The 14,828-nt window shown below is 73.8% G+C and carries 11 protein-coding genes; 6 read left to right on the top strand and 5 right to left on the bottom strand.

Annotated features, from left to right (window positions below):
• Window positions 1-84 precede the first annotated feature (84 nt).
• Window positions 85-1,293, top strand: coding sequence for a hypothetical protein (locus ACY8FT_RS08100; RefSeq protein ID WP_462418429.1), 1,209 nt, complete (start codon window positions 85-87; stop codon window positions 1,291-1,293).
• 147 nt (window positions 1,294-1,440) lie between these two features.
• Window positions 1,441-2,487 carry a hypothetical protein gene (locus ACY8FT_RS08095; protein ID WP_462418428.1) on the top strand — a complete coding sequence of 349 codons (1,047 nt, stop codon included), beginning with the start codon at window positions 1,441-1,443 and terminating at the stop codon, window positions 2,485-2,487.
• 12 nt (window positions 2,488-2,499) lie between these two features.
• On the opposite strand, the gene ACY8FT_RS08090 is transcribed toward ACY8FT_RS08095, so the two are convergent.
• The gene (locus tag ACY8FT_RS08090; RefSeq protein WP_462418427.1) at window positions 2,500-3,936 is read right to left on the bottom strand and encodes an FAD-binding oxidoreductase; all 1,437 of its coding nucleotides are present in this window, start codon (window positions 3,934-3,936) and stop codon (window positions 2,500-2,502) included.
• Window positions 3,933-5,306, bottom strand: a complete 1,374-nt coding sequence (locus tag ACY8FT_RS08085; RefSeq protein ID WP_462418426.1) for an MFS transporter — start codon at window positions 5,304-5,306, stop codon at window positions 3,933-3,935. Before ACY8FT_RS08085 ends, ACY8FT_RS08090 begins: the two co-directional genes overlap by 4 nt.
• 85 nt (window positions 5,307-5,391) lie before the next feature.
• On the opposite strand from ACY8FT_RS08085, the gene ACY8FT_RS08080 reads away from it, so the two are divergent.
• The 4 genes from ACY8FT_RS08080 to ACY8FT_RS08065 all read left to right on the top strand — a co-directional run bounded on the left by ACY8FT_RS08080 (window position 5,392) and on the right by ACY8FT_RS08065 (window position 11,692).
• On the top strand, window positions 5,392-7,173 hold the full coding sequence (locus ACY8FT_RS08080) for a helix-turn-helix domain-containing protein (RefSeq protein ID WP_462418425.1): 1,782 nt from the start codon (window positions 5,392-5,394) through the stop codon (window positions 7,171-7,173).
• A gap of 284 nt (window positions 7,174-7,457) precedes the next feature.
• Window positions 7,458-9,050 (top strand): DEAD/DEAH box helicase, encoded by a 1,593-nt coding sequence (locus ACY8FT_RS08075; protein ID WP_462418424.1) that lies wholly within the window; start codon window positions 7,458-7,460, stop codon window positions 9,048-9,050.
• A 484-nt stretch (window positions 9,051-9,534) separates the two neighbouring features.
• Window positions 9,535-10,506: a DUF559 domain-containing protein gene (locus ACY8FT_RS08070; protein WP_462418423.1), complete on the top strand. Its 972-nt coding sequence runs from the start codon at window positions 9,535-9,537 to the stop codon at window positions 10,504-10,506.
• A 472-nt stretch (window positions 10,507-10,978) separates the two neighbouring features.
• The gene (locus tag ACY8FT_RS08065) at window positions 10,979-11,692 is read left to right on the top strand and encodes a hypothetical protein (protein ID WP_462418422.1); all 714 of its coding nucleotides are present in this window, start codon (window positions 10,979-10,981) and stop codon (window positions 11,690-11,692) included.
• A 712-nt stretch (window positions 11,693-12,404) separates the two neighbouring features.
• Here the strand turns inward: ACY8FT_RS08065 and ACY8FT_RS08060 are convergent.
• The 3 genes from ACY8FT_RS08060 to ACY8FT_RS08050 are packed head-to-tail and all read right to left on the bottom strand — an operon-like array spanning window position 12,405 to window position 14,730.
• Window positions 12,405-13,241 carry a 5-oxoprolinase subunit C family protein gene (locus ACY8FT_RS08060; RefSeq protein ID WP_462418421.1) on the bottom strand — a complete coding sequence of 279 codons (837 nt, stop codon included), beginning with the start codon at window positions 13,239-13,241 and terminating at the stop codon, window positions 12,405-12,407.
• Window positions 13,238-13,963 carry a 5-oxoprolinase subunit B family protein gene (locus ACY8FT_RS08055; RefSeq protein WP_462418420.1) on the bottom strand — a complete coding sequence of 242 codons (726 nt, stop codon included), beginning with the start codon at window positions 13,961-13,963 and terminating at the stop codon, window positions 13,238-13,240. The genes ACY8FT_RS08060 and ACY8FT_RS08055 overlap by 4 nt, the downstream gene beginning before the upstream one ends.
• On the bottom strand, window positions 13,963-14,730 hold the full coding sequence (locus ACY8FT_RS08050) for a LamB/YcsF family protein (protein ID WP_462418419.1): 768 nt from the start codon (window positions 14,728-14,730) through the stop codon (window positions 13,963-13,965). The genes ACY8FT_RS08055 and ACY8FT_RS08050 overlap by 1 nt, the downstream gene beginning before the upstream one ends.
• Between the last annotated feature and the right edge of the window lie 98 nt (window positions 14,731-14,828).

Here is a 14,828-nt window from a genome sequence, read left to right as displayed (position 1 = left end):
GCTCGAATCCTCGTGCCTGAGTCGGGTTCGAGCCGCTGGCTTCGTGGGCTGTAATGGCCCGGAGCCACCTGAGGGGAGACCACCATGTCGGCAACACCGCCGCCCGGCCCGAACCAGCCCGACGACAGCTCGCCGTACCCGCCGTACGGGGACTCGCCCTACCCGCCCTACGGCGATGGCGGCGCGCAGGACCAGTCGCCGTACTCGGACGCGTACGGCCAGGGTTCGCAGGACCAGCCCGCCTACTCCGACGCCTACGGCCAGCAGGGCCAGCCGGGCCAGGAGGGGGCCGCCGACCCGTCCTGGGGCCAGGGCTCGCAGCCCTGGGGCCAGCAGGACCAGCAGCAGGGATTCTCCGAGGAGTTCGGGGCCCCGCAGCAGGGGTACTCGGCCTCCGCGGCCTACGGTGAGCAGCCTCAGCAGTCCACCTACCCGGCCTACGGCGAGCAGTCCGGTGGCCAGCAGAACCCGTCGGCCTACGGCTACGCCCCGGGTGGGAACGGCCCCGGCGGCAAGCCGCCGAAGTCGGGCGGTCGGGACTGGCTGCCGATCGGGTGCCTCGGCGCCGGGCTGCTGGCCGTGCTGGTGCTGGTCGCCGCTCTCTGGTTCGGTCTCGGCAATCTGGGGTCGGACGACTCGGACAACGACTCCTCGGACGACACGAGCACCAGCTCCGAGACGGACGACGAGCCGACCGACGGGGAGACCACGGAGGAGGAGCCGACCGAGGACGAGCCGACCGACGGGGAGACCACGGAGGAGGAGCCGACCGAGGACGAGCCCACGGACGGGGAGACCACGGAGGAGTCCACTGAGGACGACCCGACCGACGGGGAGTCGACGGACGACGAGACCACCGATGGCACCGACCCGACGGACGGCGGCGGAGGCGACGCCGGTGCTCTCAACGGCAGCTTCGGCGAGGCCCTCGAGGGTGCTGGCGGTGTCGAGATCACTGCCGGTGAGCTGGAGTCCTTCTCGCCCAGCGACAGCGCTGCCGGCTTCGACGACTTCCCGGTGAACGTGGTGCAGGAGGTCACCATCACCAACAACGGTGACAGCCCCGTCGATCCCATCAAGATCAGCTTCACGGCCAAGGTGGGTGATGAGTACGCCCACCAGGGGTTCGACTCCAAGAGCGGCGTCAAGCCGCCCAGTGACCCGCTGGAGCCCGGGGACAGCGTCACCTACAAGGTCGCGTGGAACACGCCCTCCAAGGAGGACCTCGAGGTGAAGGGGGTCTCGGACCGTGGCGGGCTGGACGAGCAGGAGTACTACTGGAAGAACGGCTGATCCCAGTCACCCACGACGGGAGGGGCGGTGCTGCACGTGCAGCACCGCCCCTCCCGTCGTTCCGGGGCCCTGCAGCGGTTCGGGACCAGGTTCAGGGAGCGGGCTGCGATGGGGTGTAATGAGAGCGAGGCTGGAGGGGAGCTGATCATGACGGGGACACCGCCGAACGAGCCGCTGCCGCCCGAGGACGACTCGCCGTATCCGCCGCCGGAGGAACCTCTGGGCGGGCCCGGGGACGACCACGTCGGGAGCGCGCCGACGTGGGATGCGGGGGCCGGCCGAGGTTGGGGTCGGTACGACCAGTCCGGACACGAGGGGTACGAACAGCCTGCGGGGGCAGCGGACGAGTGCGCCGACACGAGCTACCCGTACGACCCGGGTGCGCACGTTCCGGTGGGGCCGCCCCCGGCATCCGGCGGTCGGGACTGGACCGCCGTCGGGTGCATCGGGGTGCTGGTGGTCGTGGCGAGCCTGGCGGGTGCCCTGCTGCTCGCGTTCGGTCGATTCGACCTGGGTGGCCTCGGTGGCGAGGACCCCGAGAAGACCGTCGCCGCCTCGGAGAGCGCTGACGCGGACGGCGAGCGTGCGGACGGCGCCGACGCCGAGACCACGGGTCCGACCGAGGGGACCGGGGCGGAGCCGGAGGACGGCGCCGCGGGCGGGAGCCCGGGAACGGATCCGTCCACGGAGCCCACGGACGCGGCCGTTCCCTCCGCGCCCTCCTCGTCGGAGCGGACCCGTCCGGCGGGCAGCGAGGGCACCGCGTCCTCGCCGTCGGGTCAGAACACCGGCTCGGGGCCCGTGGTCCGGTTCGGGGAGCCCCTCCAGGCCTTCGGGGCGGAGATCACCGTGAGCGAGCCGCGGGACTTCACGCCGAGCGGCAGCGCGGCGGGGGTGCAGGAGGGGCACGAGGTGCTGGTGCAGGACGTGACCGTCACGAACAACCACCACACGTCCTTCAGCCCGCGGGTGGTCTCGCTGTACGGCGTGGCCGAGTCCCAGTACGTCTGGCAGGTGTACGACTCGGCGCAGGACGTCGGGCCGCCCTCGGGCATGCTGGCGCCCGGTGAGAGCGTCACCTACCGGGTGGCGTGGAGCGTGCCCAGCAAGGAGGGCTTCTACGTCCTGGGCTGGCTGCGGGCGACGACCGGGGAGTCCCAGTCGCTCTACTGGAGCAACGGTTCCCACGGCTGATCCCGGTGGGCCTCAGCCGCCGAGGGCGTCCAGCATCTTGCCGGGGTTGAGGATGCCCTTCGGGTCCAGCGCCTGCTTGACCGCCAGGTGCAGCTGCTGGGACGCCGGGTCCAGCTCGCGGGCCAGCCAGCCGCGCTTGAGGTAGCCGACGCCGTGCTCGCCGGTGATGGTGCCGCCGAGCTCCAGCCCCAGCTCCATGAGGCTGTCGAACACCTCGTGCGCCCGGGCCGTCTGCGCCTCGTCGGCGGAGTCGAAGAAGACCGACGGGTGCAGGTTGCCGTCGCCGGCGTGCGCCACCACCGCGACCGTCATGCCGGAGTCGCGGCGCACCTCGGCGAGCCGTTCGAAGAACTCCTGCATGCGCCCGCGCGGCAGGCAGATGTCGTCCAGCAGCTGGCCGCCGCCGTGGGCGTGGGCGTACTTCTCGAACGCCGGCTGGGCCAGGCGGCGGGTGGCCACCATCGCGTCGCTGTCTGCGGGGTCGTCGGTGAAGCCGACGTCGAGCGCCCCGGCCGACTCGGCGATGCCGGAGAAGCCCTCCACCTCGCGCTGGGCGGTCGCGGCGTCACCGGAGCCGTCGGACTGCACCAGCAGCATCGCGCCGGCGTCGGCGTCCAGGCCGAAGTCGCCGTAGTCGTTGAGCATCGCCAGGCTCGCGCCGTCGAGCAGCTCGACCATGCTCGGCCGCGCGCCGGTGGCCATGAACTCGGCCACCACCGCGGCCGCGGCGGCCTCGGTGGGGAAGGTGGCCACGGCCGTCAGCGGCGGGGAGAGCTGCGGCACCAGGCGCAGCGTCACCTCGACGACGACGCCGAGTGTCCCCTCGGAGCCGATGAACAGGCCCCGCAGGTCCAGACCCGCCACACCCTTGGCAGTGCGCGGGCCCAGCGTGGTGAGCGAGCCGTCGGCCAGCACCACCTTGAGCTGGCGGACGTAGTCGCGGGTGACGCCGTACTTCACGCAGCACAGGCCGCCGGCGTTCGTGGCCACGTTGCCGCCGATGGAGCTGATGGCCACCGAGCCCGGGTCCGGCGGGTAGGACAGGCCGTACTCGCGCAGGTGGTCCTTGAGCGTCTGGTTGATGATGCCGGGCTCCACCGTCACGGTCTGCTCGGCGGTGTCCACCTGGAGCACCCGGTCCATCTTCTCCACGCTCAGCAGCAGCGAGCCGGGCACCGCGTTGGCACCGCCGGAGATGCCGGTGCGGGCGCCCTGCGGTACCACCGGCACCTCGTGGGCGTGGGCGAAGCGCAGGGTGGCCTGCACGTCCTCGACGGTGCGGGCACGCACCAGGCCGACGGCGCCCTCGGCCGCGCAGAACAGCGCCAGGTCGCGGGAGTAGGTCTCCAGCAGGTCGGCGTCCAGGCTCAGCGCCCCCTCGGAGAGGGCCGGGGCCAGCTCGTCCTGCAGCAGGGTCACGAGCTCGGTCGGGGTGGGGGTGACGGTCATCGGGTGGCCTCCAGAGGGGTCTCGGGGTCGCGGTCGGGGGCAGGGGCGGCCTTGAGCACCAGCACGATGGCGGCTGCGGCCAGCATCGCACCGCCGACCACCCACATGCTCGCGTTCTGGGTTCCGGTCAGGTCGGCCAGCCAGCCGGTGATGTACGGCGCGGCGAACCCGCTGGCGTTGCCGACCGAGTTGATGAGCGCGATGCCGCCGGCCGCCGCGGCACCGGAGAGGAAGTGCGTGGGCAGCGGCCAGAAGTTGGGCAGGGCGGCGCAGATGCACATGCACACCAAGGTGACCGCGGCCATCGCGGTGAACGGGGAGTTCAGGTAGAGCGCGGCCGGGATGATCACGCCGCCCAGCAGCAGCGGCAGCACCAGGTGCCACACGCGCTCGCCGGTGCGGTCGGCGTGGCGGGCCCACAGCACCATCGCGACGGCGGCGAAGGCGAACGGGACGGCGGTGATGAGGCCGATCTCCATGACCGAGTACTCCACGCCGAAGGTCTCCTGGAAGCCGGCGATGATGCTGGGCAGGAAGAAGCTCATGGCGTACAGGCCGTAGGTGGTGCCGAAGTACACGAAGGCCAGCGCCCACACGCGCCCGTTGAGCAGGGTCCTGCGCAGCGGGTAGTGGAACTTCTGGTCGGTGCTGGCCCGCTCGCGGTCCATCTCGGCGGACAGCCAGTCGCGCTCGTCCGGTGCCAGCCAGGTCGCCTGCGCGGGGCGGTCGGTGAGGAAGAACCAGCACACGATGCCCAGCAGCACGGCCGGGATGCCCTCCATGAGGTACATGAAGCGCCAGCCGGACAGTCCGAAGACGCCGTCACCGGCGCTGACCAGCCAGGCCGAGAGCGGGGCGCCCACGACCGTGGAGAGCGGGATGGCCAGCAGGAACAGGGCCGTGGCGCGGGCGCGCTCGTGGGCCGGGAACCAGTAGGTCAGGTACAGGATGATGCCGGGGAAGAAGCCGGCCTCGGCGATGCCGAGCAGGAAGCGCACCACGTACAGCCAGGTGGCGTTGGGCACGAAGGCCAGCAGGGAGGCGAGCACACCCCAGGAGAAGATGATGCGCGCGAGCCAGCGGCGCGCTCCGAAGCGGTGCAGCGCCAGGTTGCTGGGCACCTCCAGCAGCAGGTAGCCGGCGAAGAAGATGCCCGAGGCCAGGCCGAACATCGTGGCCGTGAGCCCCAGCTCCTCGTTCATGCCGTTGGGGCCGGCGAAGCCGATGTTGGTGCGGTCCAGGTAGTTGACGAAGTACAGCGCGATGAGGAACGGGATGAGTCGCGCGGTGACCTTGCGCATGGTGCGGCGCTGCAGCGCGTCGTCGGTCACGGGCGGGCGGAGCGTGTCCGCGGGAGCCGGTGGGGTCATGGGGGTCTCCTGTGTGTGCCGGTGCGCCGACCGGCGCGGGTTGGCGAGAACGCTAGGCCGGCGCCGCAGGGCGCACAATGGTCGGATGGACCACTCTGCAACCCCTGCGATGGGCGATCCCTCCAGTGGGGACGGTGGATGGCTGGACCTGCTGCTGCGCGACGCCCCGGTGGACGCGCTCATGGTCCACGGCCGCGGTCTCGGACCCGACGGGAGCCGGCAGACCGTGCAGGCGCTGGAGCTCAAGGCGCGGCTGCAGGAGCGCGCCCGGCGGGCCGGTGAGCTCGGGGCGCTGAGCGACGTCGCGGGTCGGCTGTCGAGCGTGCACAGCCCCACCGACCTGCTGCCGGAGATCGTGTCCCACGCCCACCACCTGCTGCGGGTGGACCTGGCCTACCTGGCGCTCGTCCGCGACGACGGCCGGGGTGGTGAGCTGCTGCGCATCGAGGTGACCGACGGAGCCATCACACCCGAGCTGGTGGGGGTCGAGCTGGCGATGGACCACGGGGTGGTCGGCTGGGTGATCGCCCACGGACGCCCCCGCTGGAGCAGCAACTACCAGCGGGACCCGGGGTTCACCCACTCGCCCTCGGCCGACGCGGCCGCCAGCGCGGAGAACATGCACGCCACCCTCGGGGCGCCCCTGACGGTGCGCGGACGGGTGATCGGCGCCCTGTTCGCCGGGGTGCGCAGCCCGCGGGACTTCTCCGAGGCCGAGGTGACCCTGCTCAGCGCGCTGGCGCTGCACGCGGCGGTCGCCCTGGACAACGCCGACCGCATGGAGCGGCTGGCCGAGGCGCGCGACCAGCTGGACGAGCGCTCCGAGCACCTGGCCCGCAGCCTGTCCTGGGACGAGCGGCTGCGCGAGGTGGTGCTGCGGGGCGGCGGGGTGGACGAGCTGCTGGCCGAGGTGGGGGAGGCCGTGGGCACCTCGGTGTCGTTCGTGACCGCGGAGGGCAACCGGGACGAGCCGGACCCCTCCCGCGTCCCCGAGGGCGCCCCGGTGCGACCGGTGGAGGCCGCCGGCCGGCTGCTCGGGTGGCTGGTACCGGCCGGGCCGCTGGAGGGTTCAGGCACCGCCTGGACGCTGGACCGGGCCGCGCCCACCGTGGCGCTCACCGTGCTCGCGCACCGGGCCACCGCACAGGCCGCCGGGCAGGCCCGCAACCTGCACCTGCTGGAGCTGCTCACCACGCGCGAGGACGACCGTGCCCCGTCCTCGGAGATCCGGCTGGCCGGGCTCGACCCCTCGCGAGAGCACGTCGTCGTCATCGTGGACGACCAGGCGCACGCGGTGGACGACCCGCCGGGGTGGATGCAGCGGCTGCCCCGCGGGACGGCCGTGCTCGGGCACCGGCAGGACGCCATCCTGGTCTGCCCCGGCGATCCGGCCCGGGTGGCGGACCTGCTGCGCGAGGCGCGCCTGCTGGCCTCCTTGAGCACACCGGTGTCGCCGCTCACCGGGCTGCGCCGGGCGTACACCGAGGCGGTGGAGACCATGAAGGCGCTGCGGGCGCTGGGGGAGACCTGCGCGGTCGTCCCGGCCGACGAGGTGGGGCTGCACCGGCTGCTGCTCGGGGACGCCGGGCGCGGGCGGATGCGCGAGGCCTTCGCGCACTCGCTCGGCGAGGTGGAGGCCGAGGAGGCCCGCCGCGGCATCCCGCTGCTGGAGACGATGACCGCCTACCTGGACGCCGGCGGCAGCCCGCGGGCGGCGGCCGCGACACTGGGCGTGCACGTGAACACCGTGTACCAGCGGCTGACGGTGGTGGACCGGGTGCTCGGGGAGGACTGGCGACGGGCCGGGCGTGCGCTCGCGCTGCACGTGCTGCTGCGGCTCGCCCGGGCGCAGCGCGGGCTCGGGTGAGGGGGCGTGGGCGGTGTCTCAGCGTCTCCGGACCGGTGGGACCCCGGCAGGGCGTAGACTGCTCGTCATCTGGCCCGCCCCGTCTTGCCGCGGGCCCTTCGGCGATGACGTCCAAGCCCCTGTCGGGTTGACGCACTTGCCGCGTTGCTCCCACGGCCCTGCGAGAGGGCCCCGCTGAGTCCGGTCCCGTGTGGCCGGGTGTGCCCGGAGCCGCGTGCCGCGCGAGACGCCGCCTGTCCCGGACCGGGACCTGCGTGACCAACCAGAAGAATCGACGGTGCCCCGTGCCCCAGACCTTCGCCGACCTCGGCGTGCCCGCTTCCCTCGTCTCCGTGCTGGAGAACGACGGGATCACCAGTCCCACCCCCATCCAGACCGCGACCCTGCCGGACTCGCTGTCCGGTCGCGACGTGCTCGGCCGCGGCCGCACCGGCTCGGGCAAGACGCTCGCGTTCGGGCTGCCGCTGGTGGCCCGGCTGGCCGCCGACCGTCGCCGTCCCGTGGCCGGGCGGCCCCGCTCGCTGGTGCTCGCACCGACGCGTGAGCTCGCCTCGCAGATCGAGCGCGCCATCGAGCCGCTGGCCCGCGCCGAGCGGCTGAGCGCCGCGGTCGTGTTCGGCGGCGTCAGCCAGAACCCGCAGGTCAACGCGCTGCGCAAGGGCGTGGACGTGCTCATCGCCTGCCCCGGGCGGCTGGAGGACCTCATCGGGCAGGGGCACTGCGACCTGCGCGACGCCGGCATCGCGATCCTCGACGAGGCCGACCACATGGCCGACCTCGGCTTCCTGCCGGGCGTGAAGCGCCTGCTGGCCGCGACCCCGCGCGACGGGCAGAAGCTGCTCTTCTCCGCGACGCTGGACGGTGGCATCAAGGTGATCGCCGACCGGTTCCTGCGCAACCCGGTCACCCACGAGGCGGACTCGGCCCAGTCGCCGGTCGCGACCATGACCCACCACGTGCTCGAGGTGGAGAAGGACGCCAAGCTGGCCGTGCTCAAGGAGCTCGCGGCCGCGCCCGGGCGGACCGTGGTGTTCACCCGCACCAAGTACGGCGCCAAGAAGCTGGCCAAGCAGCTGACCCAGAACGGCGTGCCGAGCGTGGACCTGCACGGCAACCTGTCGCAGAACGCGCGGCAGCGGAACCTGGCCGCCTTCTCGGCGGGCACCGCATCGACCATGGTGGCCACGGACATCGCGGCGCGCGGCATCCACGTGGACGACATCGCGCTGGTGGTGCACGCGGACCCGCCCGCGGAGCACAAGGCGTACCTGCACCGCTCGGGACGCACCGCGCGCGCCGGGGCCGAGGGCACCGTCGTGACGCTGATGATGCCCGACCAGCGCGGTGAGGTGCGCACGCTGATGCGGGCCGCGAAGATCCGGCCGGAGACCCAGACGACCGCGGCGCCCGGGGCCGAGGTGCTGCAGCAGATCGCTCCCGGGGAGCGCGTGTACCGCGAGGCGGACGAGCTGGTAGCCGCGACCGCGCCGCCCCAGCAGCAGAGCCGTTCCGGGCGGGGCAAGGGTCGCGGACGCGGCGCCGGGTCTGGCGGGGCCGGGCGTGGTGGGCGTTCCGACGGTCAGCGTGGTCAGCGCGGTGGGAGCGACGCGGGCTCGGTGCGCTGGACCTCCGAGTCCTCGCCGCGTTCCGAGCGTGCGCCGCGCGAGCGTCGCCACACCTCCGCGCCGGGTGCCCGCCCGGAGCGTGGGGACAGCGGTCGCCCGGCCCGCGGCCAGGGCGGCTCCCGTCCTGTGCGCGGTGAGCGCGGGCAGGGTGGCCGTGGTGGCTCGGGCGGTTCCGGCGGGTCGGGCAGCCGGGGTGGCGCCTCGGCTGGCGGCCGCGGTCGGTCGCAGGGCCCCCGCCGCGCTCGCGGCTGAGGGGCCAGACCACGGCCCGGCCCGGTCTGGCGCAGCACGGTCTGGCCTGGCCCACCTCAGCGCAGCACGGCCCGGTCCGGCCTTGCCTTGCACAACCCAACGCGGTCAAGGTGGGGGCAACGCGGTCTCGACGGCGAGTTGCCCCCACCTTCACCGCGTCCGCCTCACCTTGGCCGCGTTTGGTGCGAGAGATCTGAGCCTTCGCGCGCAGGCTTCGGCCCGTATCAGCCTCCGCGGGATACCAGGACGGGCCGGGACCAGCCTCTGTTCGGGGCCGGATCCGGCCGGCGTCGACCTCCCAGGTGATGGATCCGGCCGGCACCAGCCTGCATGATCGCCGGGAACTCGGTCCTCGAAGCGTGCCCAGCTCGGGGCCATGTCCCGTGCCCGGGCTCCGAGCCACCCGCCCCATTGATCCCGCCCCGCCCACCTTCCTGTGGACGACGGACGGCCCGCTGGCCCGGGGCCCGGGCACGCTGCACTCATGCCCTCCGTGCCGCCTGAGGTCCTGACCCTGCTCGACGCCCACCACGGAACCCTCACCGCCGCCGACCTGCGCTCCCTCGGGATGCGCCGCGACATGCGGGACCGGCTCCTCGCCCTCGGGGTCATCACGCGCGTTGCTCGGGCGGCCTTCGTTGACGGTCGGCGTCTGCGTGACGCCGGGCCGGAGGAGGCGCACGCCCTGCGGACGGTCGCGGTCGCCCGCACCTGGCCCACCGGAACCGCGGTGAGCCACGACTCCGCCGTGGTTCTGCACGGTCTGCCGGTTCTGGAGGTCCCGACACGCATCCGTGGCACCCGCATGGTGCCCGGGCCGCATCGTGTGAGCTCGTACGCCAGCATCCATGCGGGCGGGTCGGCACTGCCGACGGAGCAGCTGCGCGGGTGCGCGGTGGTCTCGGCGGCTGACGCGGCTTTCGGTGTTGCGAGTCTCCACGGCATCGATGCAGCGGTGGTGGTACTCGATGCCGCTCTCCATCGCCGTCGGGTGGTGGTTCCCCTGCCCGGTGAGGAGCCCACCGGGTGCGCCACGGAGGCGGACCTCGCAGCGGTCGTGGAGAAGCGCCGCCATCACGCGGGGGCGGCACGCTTCCGCGCGGCGATCGAGTTGGTCGACCCTTCCTGCGAGTCGGTCGGGGAGACGCGGACCCGCCTGCTGCTGAGAAGGCTCGGCTACCGCGTGCGCTCGCAGGTGGAGATCCACGACGCCGTGGGACGCAGCCTCGGGCGGGCGGACTTCGTCGTGGAGGGGGAACCGGTCGTCATCGAGTTCGATGGTGAGGTCAAGTACACGCGGTACGGCCAGACGGCGGCGGGCGACAAGAGGAGGGACGTCGCCATGCAGCAGGCCGGGTTCGAGGTCGTGCGGCTGCAGTGGCGACACCTGGGGCAGGCCGAGGCAGTCCGCACGATGGTGGAGCACGCCCGGGCCCGTGCCCGACGGGTGGCCTAGGGTCGCTGGTCGCTGGTCGCTGGTCGCTGGTCGCTGGTCGCTGGTCGCTGGTCGCTGGTCGCTGGTCGCTGGTCGCTGGTCGCTGGTCGCTGGTCGCTGGTGTGGTGTGACGAGTGGGGTGCCGTCGGGGCCGTGGGCAGGTGCAGCGATGGGAACGACGGACGATCCGAACCTAACGCGCTCAAGGTGGGGGTAACTCGCCGTCGACGGCGAGTTACCCCCACCTTGAGCGCGTTAGGTGCTGGCACCGGTGTCCATGGCCGGTGCTGTTCCTGGTCCGGGTGACGGTTGTGGTCCAGGCCCTGCTGTCGGCGGTGCTCGCGGTGCGGGCCATGGTCAGCACAAGCCGGGGCCTTGCCCTGCCCTGGCCCCGTGCTGCGGTCCCGGCCCGGCCCCCGGCCCGGCCCCAGGCCCGCGCCCTCGGTGCCGTTGCCGCCAGTGCCGCCCTCGCCGTCCGGGCTAGGCTCCGGACATGAGCCAGCCCGACGAGAACGCCGCCACCCCCGGCGACCAGAGCCCCATGAACGCAGGGGCCGAGGACGCGGCCACGCACACCGCCGCCGACGCCGCCACCTCCGGCAGTCAGAGCACGCCCGGATCCTCCACCGACCGCGCCAGCACCGCGGAGCTGGTGCAGGACGTCGTGCACGTCCTGGGCAACCCGGACCTCAGCCACGAGCAGGTCCTCGCGCTGGGCGACCGGCTCGGGCAGCCTGCCGTCCTGTTCCTCACCGCGATGGCCGCCCACGCCGCGCAGCTCCGTGTCGGCCGGGAGCTGGTGGACCGCCAGGACAGCCTCACCGACGAGCAGCGCGGCTGGCTGCCGGACCCCGTCTCCCTGGGCAAGGCCCTCGGCGAGGCGCCGGACGCCATGCAGGTGGCCGGCGCGGTGCACGACATGTTCGGCCAGCTCACGGCGCGCATGCTCGAGTCCGACGACCAGCAGGAGCGCCAGCGTGCCACCCACCAGGCCGAGTCGCTGGCCCTGCTGGGTGCAGCGCTCGGAGGCAAGCCGGGCCAGCAGCGGCTCGCGCAGCTCGGGGCCGAGCTCGGCTACGGCGTCGCGTTCGGCCGCCTGCACGCCTACTTCGCGATGATGGTGCGCTTCCTCGGCCGCCTGACCGGTGAGGACTGGCCCGCGTCGGTCGAGAAGGTCGCCGAGCAGCTGCGCACCGACGCCCGCTGAGGCGGCCGGGTCACTGCGCCCGCTGAGGCGAGTTGCACGCTGACGCCCGCTGAGACGTCCTGCGCACCGGTGCCCGCTGAGTCGGTCTGCAGACCTGTACACCGGCGCCCGGTCGACGTGACCGCCCGCGGCCAGCACTGATTGACGGAAGGAGCCGGGATGATCAGCCCTGCTGACCAGTTCCTACGAGGAGCGCTCCGCGGAGATCGCGCGCGACCTGCTGGTGGGCGGGCTGGTGGCCGTGGCCTTCGGTCTGCTGCTGATGGTGTGGGCCATCTGGCACGCCCTGATCCACGGCCGCCGCCTGCGCACGTGGCTGCACCGTCCCGGCCAGGTGGTCGGCGGGTCCGCCCGGGACTCGGCCCACCACTTCTGGGTGGTGGCCTACACCGACGACCGGGGAGTGCGGCACGAGACCGAGTCCGAGGTCGGGAGCTCCGGTACGCCGCTGCGCACCGTGCCCTTCGACGCCGAGGTGCTGGTGAACCCGGAGGACCCCACCGACTTCTGCCTGGCCCACGGTCTCTCCTCGGGGGAGCGCCTACTGGCTGCTCGCCGGCGGGGGTGCCTTCTTCGTCATGCTGGGAGCTCGTCTTCGTGGTGTTCACCCGCTGAGGCGACCGCACCTGACCCGGCTGGGACCCACAGTGCGGTGAGTGACCCCCGACTCACCCGGGCGGGCCCACACCCGTTCAACCGCCCCGCACCCGCCTCACCCGCTGAAGCGCACCGCCTGCCCGGGCCGCACCTGGGCGGCCAGGTCGACCGCCTCGTCGCGCACGTACCCGATGACCGGGTAGCCACCCGTGATCGGGTGGTCGGCCAGGAACACCACCGGCTCACCGCTCGGCGGCACCTGCACCGCCCCGCGCGTCATGCCCTCGCTCGGCAGCTCGCCGGAGTGCACCCGCTGCAACGGGTCACCCTCCAGCCGCAGCCCTACCCGGTTGCTGCGGCTCGAGGCCGTCCACGTGCGCCCGGTGAGGTCCGCCCAGCCGGCGTCGCCGAACCAGTCGTCGCGCGGCCCGCGCACCAGGGGCAGGTGCACGGTGCCGCTGGCCGGCGTCCGGGCCGGCGCGTGGTCGACGCCGTACAGGTCCGGGTGCCGCTCGTCGCCCAGCGGCAGCTCGTCACCCTCGGCCACCGCAGGGGGCCCGAGCCGGGCGAGCACGTCGGTGCTCCGGGAGCTCAGCACCGGCTCCACCCCGATGCCGCCGCGCACCGCCAGGTAGGTGCGCAGACCCACCGAGGGCGGGCCCAGCCGCAGCACCTCGCCGGCGCGCAGCCGTGTGGTCGAGTGCATCGGCGCGCCGGGGCAGGGAGCGCCGGTGACGGCGACGACCAGGTCGCGCGTGGTCTCGACGACGAGACCGCCGAAGGTCACCTCCAGCACGGCCGCGCCCGGCTCGTTGCCGACCAGCCGGTTGGCCAGCGCGGCGGCGGCCCGGTCGGCGGCACCGGAGGGGCCCACCCCGATGTCGGACAGCCCCGGTCGCCCGAGGTCCTGCACGGTCGTCAGCGGTCCGGTGGCGTGCACCAGCAGGCTCATCGGGCCACCTCCTCGAAACGGACCCGCACGCCCGCCCGCATCGGGGCCGGCGGGGTGGCCGCGGGGTCGAACAGGGTCATGTCGGTGCGACCGATGAGCTGCCAGCCACCGGGGGAGTCCTGCGGGTAGACCGCGGTGAACTCGCCGGCCAGCGCCACCGAGCCCGACGGCACGCGGGTGCGCGGCTCGGCGCGTCGCGGCACGTCCCAGGCGAACTCGCGCCCCACGCAGTAGCCGAAACCGGGCGCGAAGCCGGCGAAGGCGACCGTCCACTCCTCGCTCGTGTGACGGCGCACCAGCTCGTCGGGCTCGATGCCGAGGGCCGCGGCCGCGTCGGTCAGGTCCTCCCCGTCGTAGACCACCGGGACGGTGACGACGCCGTCGTCCGTGCCCGCCGAGGTGGTCGTGCCCGCTCCGGTGGTGCCGCGGGTACCAGCGCCAGCACCTGCACCGGCGCCGGTCGCGGTGGTCCCGTTCGCGCCGGACGCACCCGCAGGTGCCCCGGCCTCCAGCAGCCCCTGCACCGCGGTGCGCAGCCCCGGCAGCGCCTCCTCGTGCTGCGCCACGACGAGCACGGTGCGGGCGGCCGGCACCACGTCGGCCACCCCCGTCAGGGCACCGGAGCGCGCCCGACGGGCCAGTTCGGTGTGCCAGGCGCGGACGGTGTCGAGGTCGTCGAGCTCCAGCAACAGGGCCCGGGTCCCGGACGGCAGCAGGCGCATCAGGCCTCCGCCGTGAACGGGGACAGGGTGATGCCGGCGTCCTCCAGGGCGGCCCGGACCGCCCGCGCGATCTCGACCGCTCCGGGGGTGTCGCCGTGCACGCAGATCGACCCGGGGGTCAGCACCAGCTCGCCGCCCTCGACGTCGGTCACGGCCTCACCGCGCGCCATCGCGATGCAGCGGGCGGTGATCTCCTCCACCTCGTGCAGCACCGAGCCCGGCTGAGAGCGGGGGACGAGCTGACCCTCGGGTGTGTACGCGCGGTCTGCGAAGGCCTCGGCCACGAAGCGCAGCCCGGCCGCCTCCGCCGCCTCCTGCCAGGGGGTGCCCGGCAGGCCCAGCACGGTGAGCCCCGGACGGAAGGCCGCCAGCGCCTCGGCGGTCGCAGCGGCCTGTCCGGCGTCCTTCGCGATGGTGTTGTACAGCGCCCCGTGGGGCTTGCAGTAGGCCACCTGCGTGCCCGCGGCACGGGCGATGCCCTCCAGCGCGGAGACCTGGTAGAGCACGTCGGCGGTCAGGTCCTCCGGCGCCACGGCCATCGCCCGCCGTCCGAAGCCGTGCAGGTCGCGGTAGGCCACGTGGGCGCCGACGGCGACGCCGCGCTCGGCGGCGGCCGCGCAGGTGCGCCGCATGATCGTCGGGTCGCCGGCGTGGAAGCCGGTCGCGACGTTGGCGCTGGAGACGACTCCCAGCAGGGCCTCGTCGTCGCCCATGGTCCAGGCGCCCAGGCCCTCGCCCAGGTCTGCGTTGAGGTCGATGGTGCTCACGGTGTCCTCCGGAGGTCGCGGTGCATGTGCTCGGAAGCGGTGTGGCGGGGGGGGGGGGGGGGGGGGCCCCCCCCCCCCCCGGGGGGGGGGGCCCCCCC

This window comes from Kytococcus sp. Marseille-QA3725, assembly GCF_054950055.1.
Note: the sequence above shows the minus strand (reverse complement) of the source record. Positions and strands in the feature narration are given on the sequence as shown.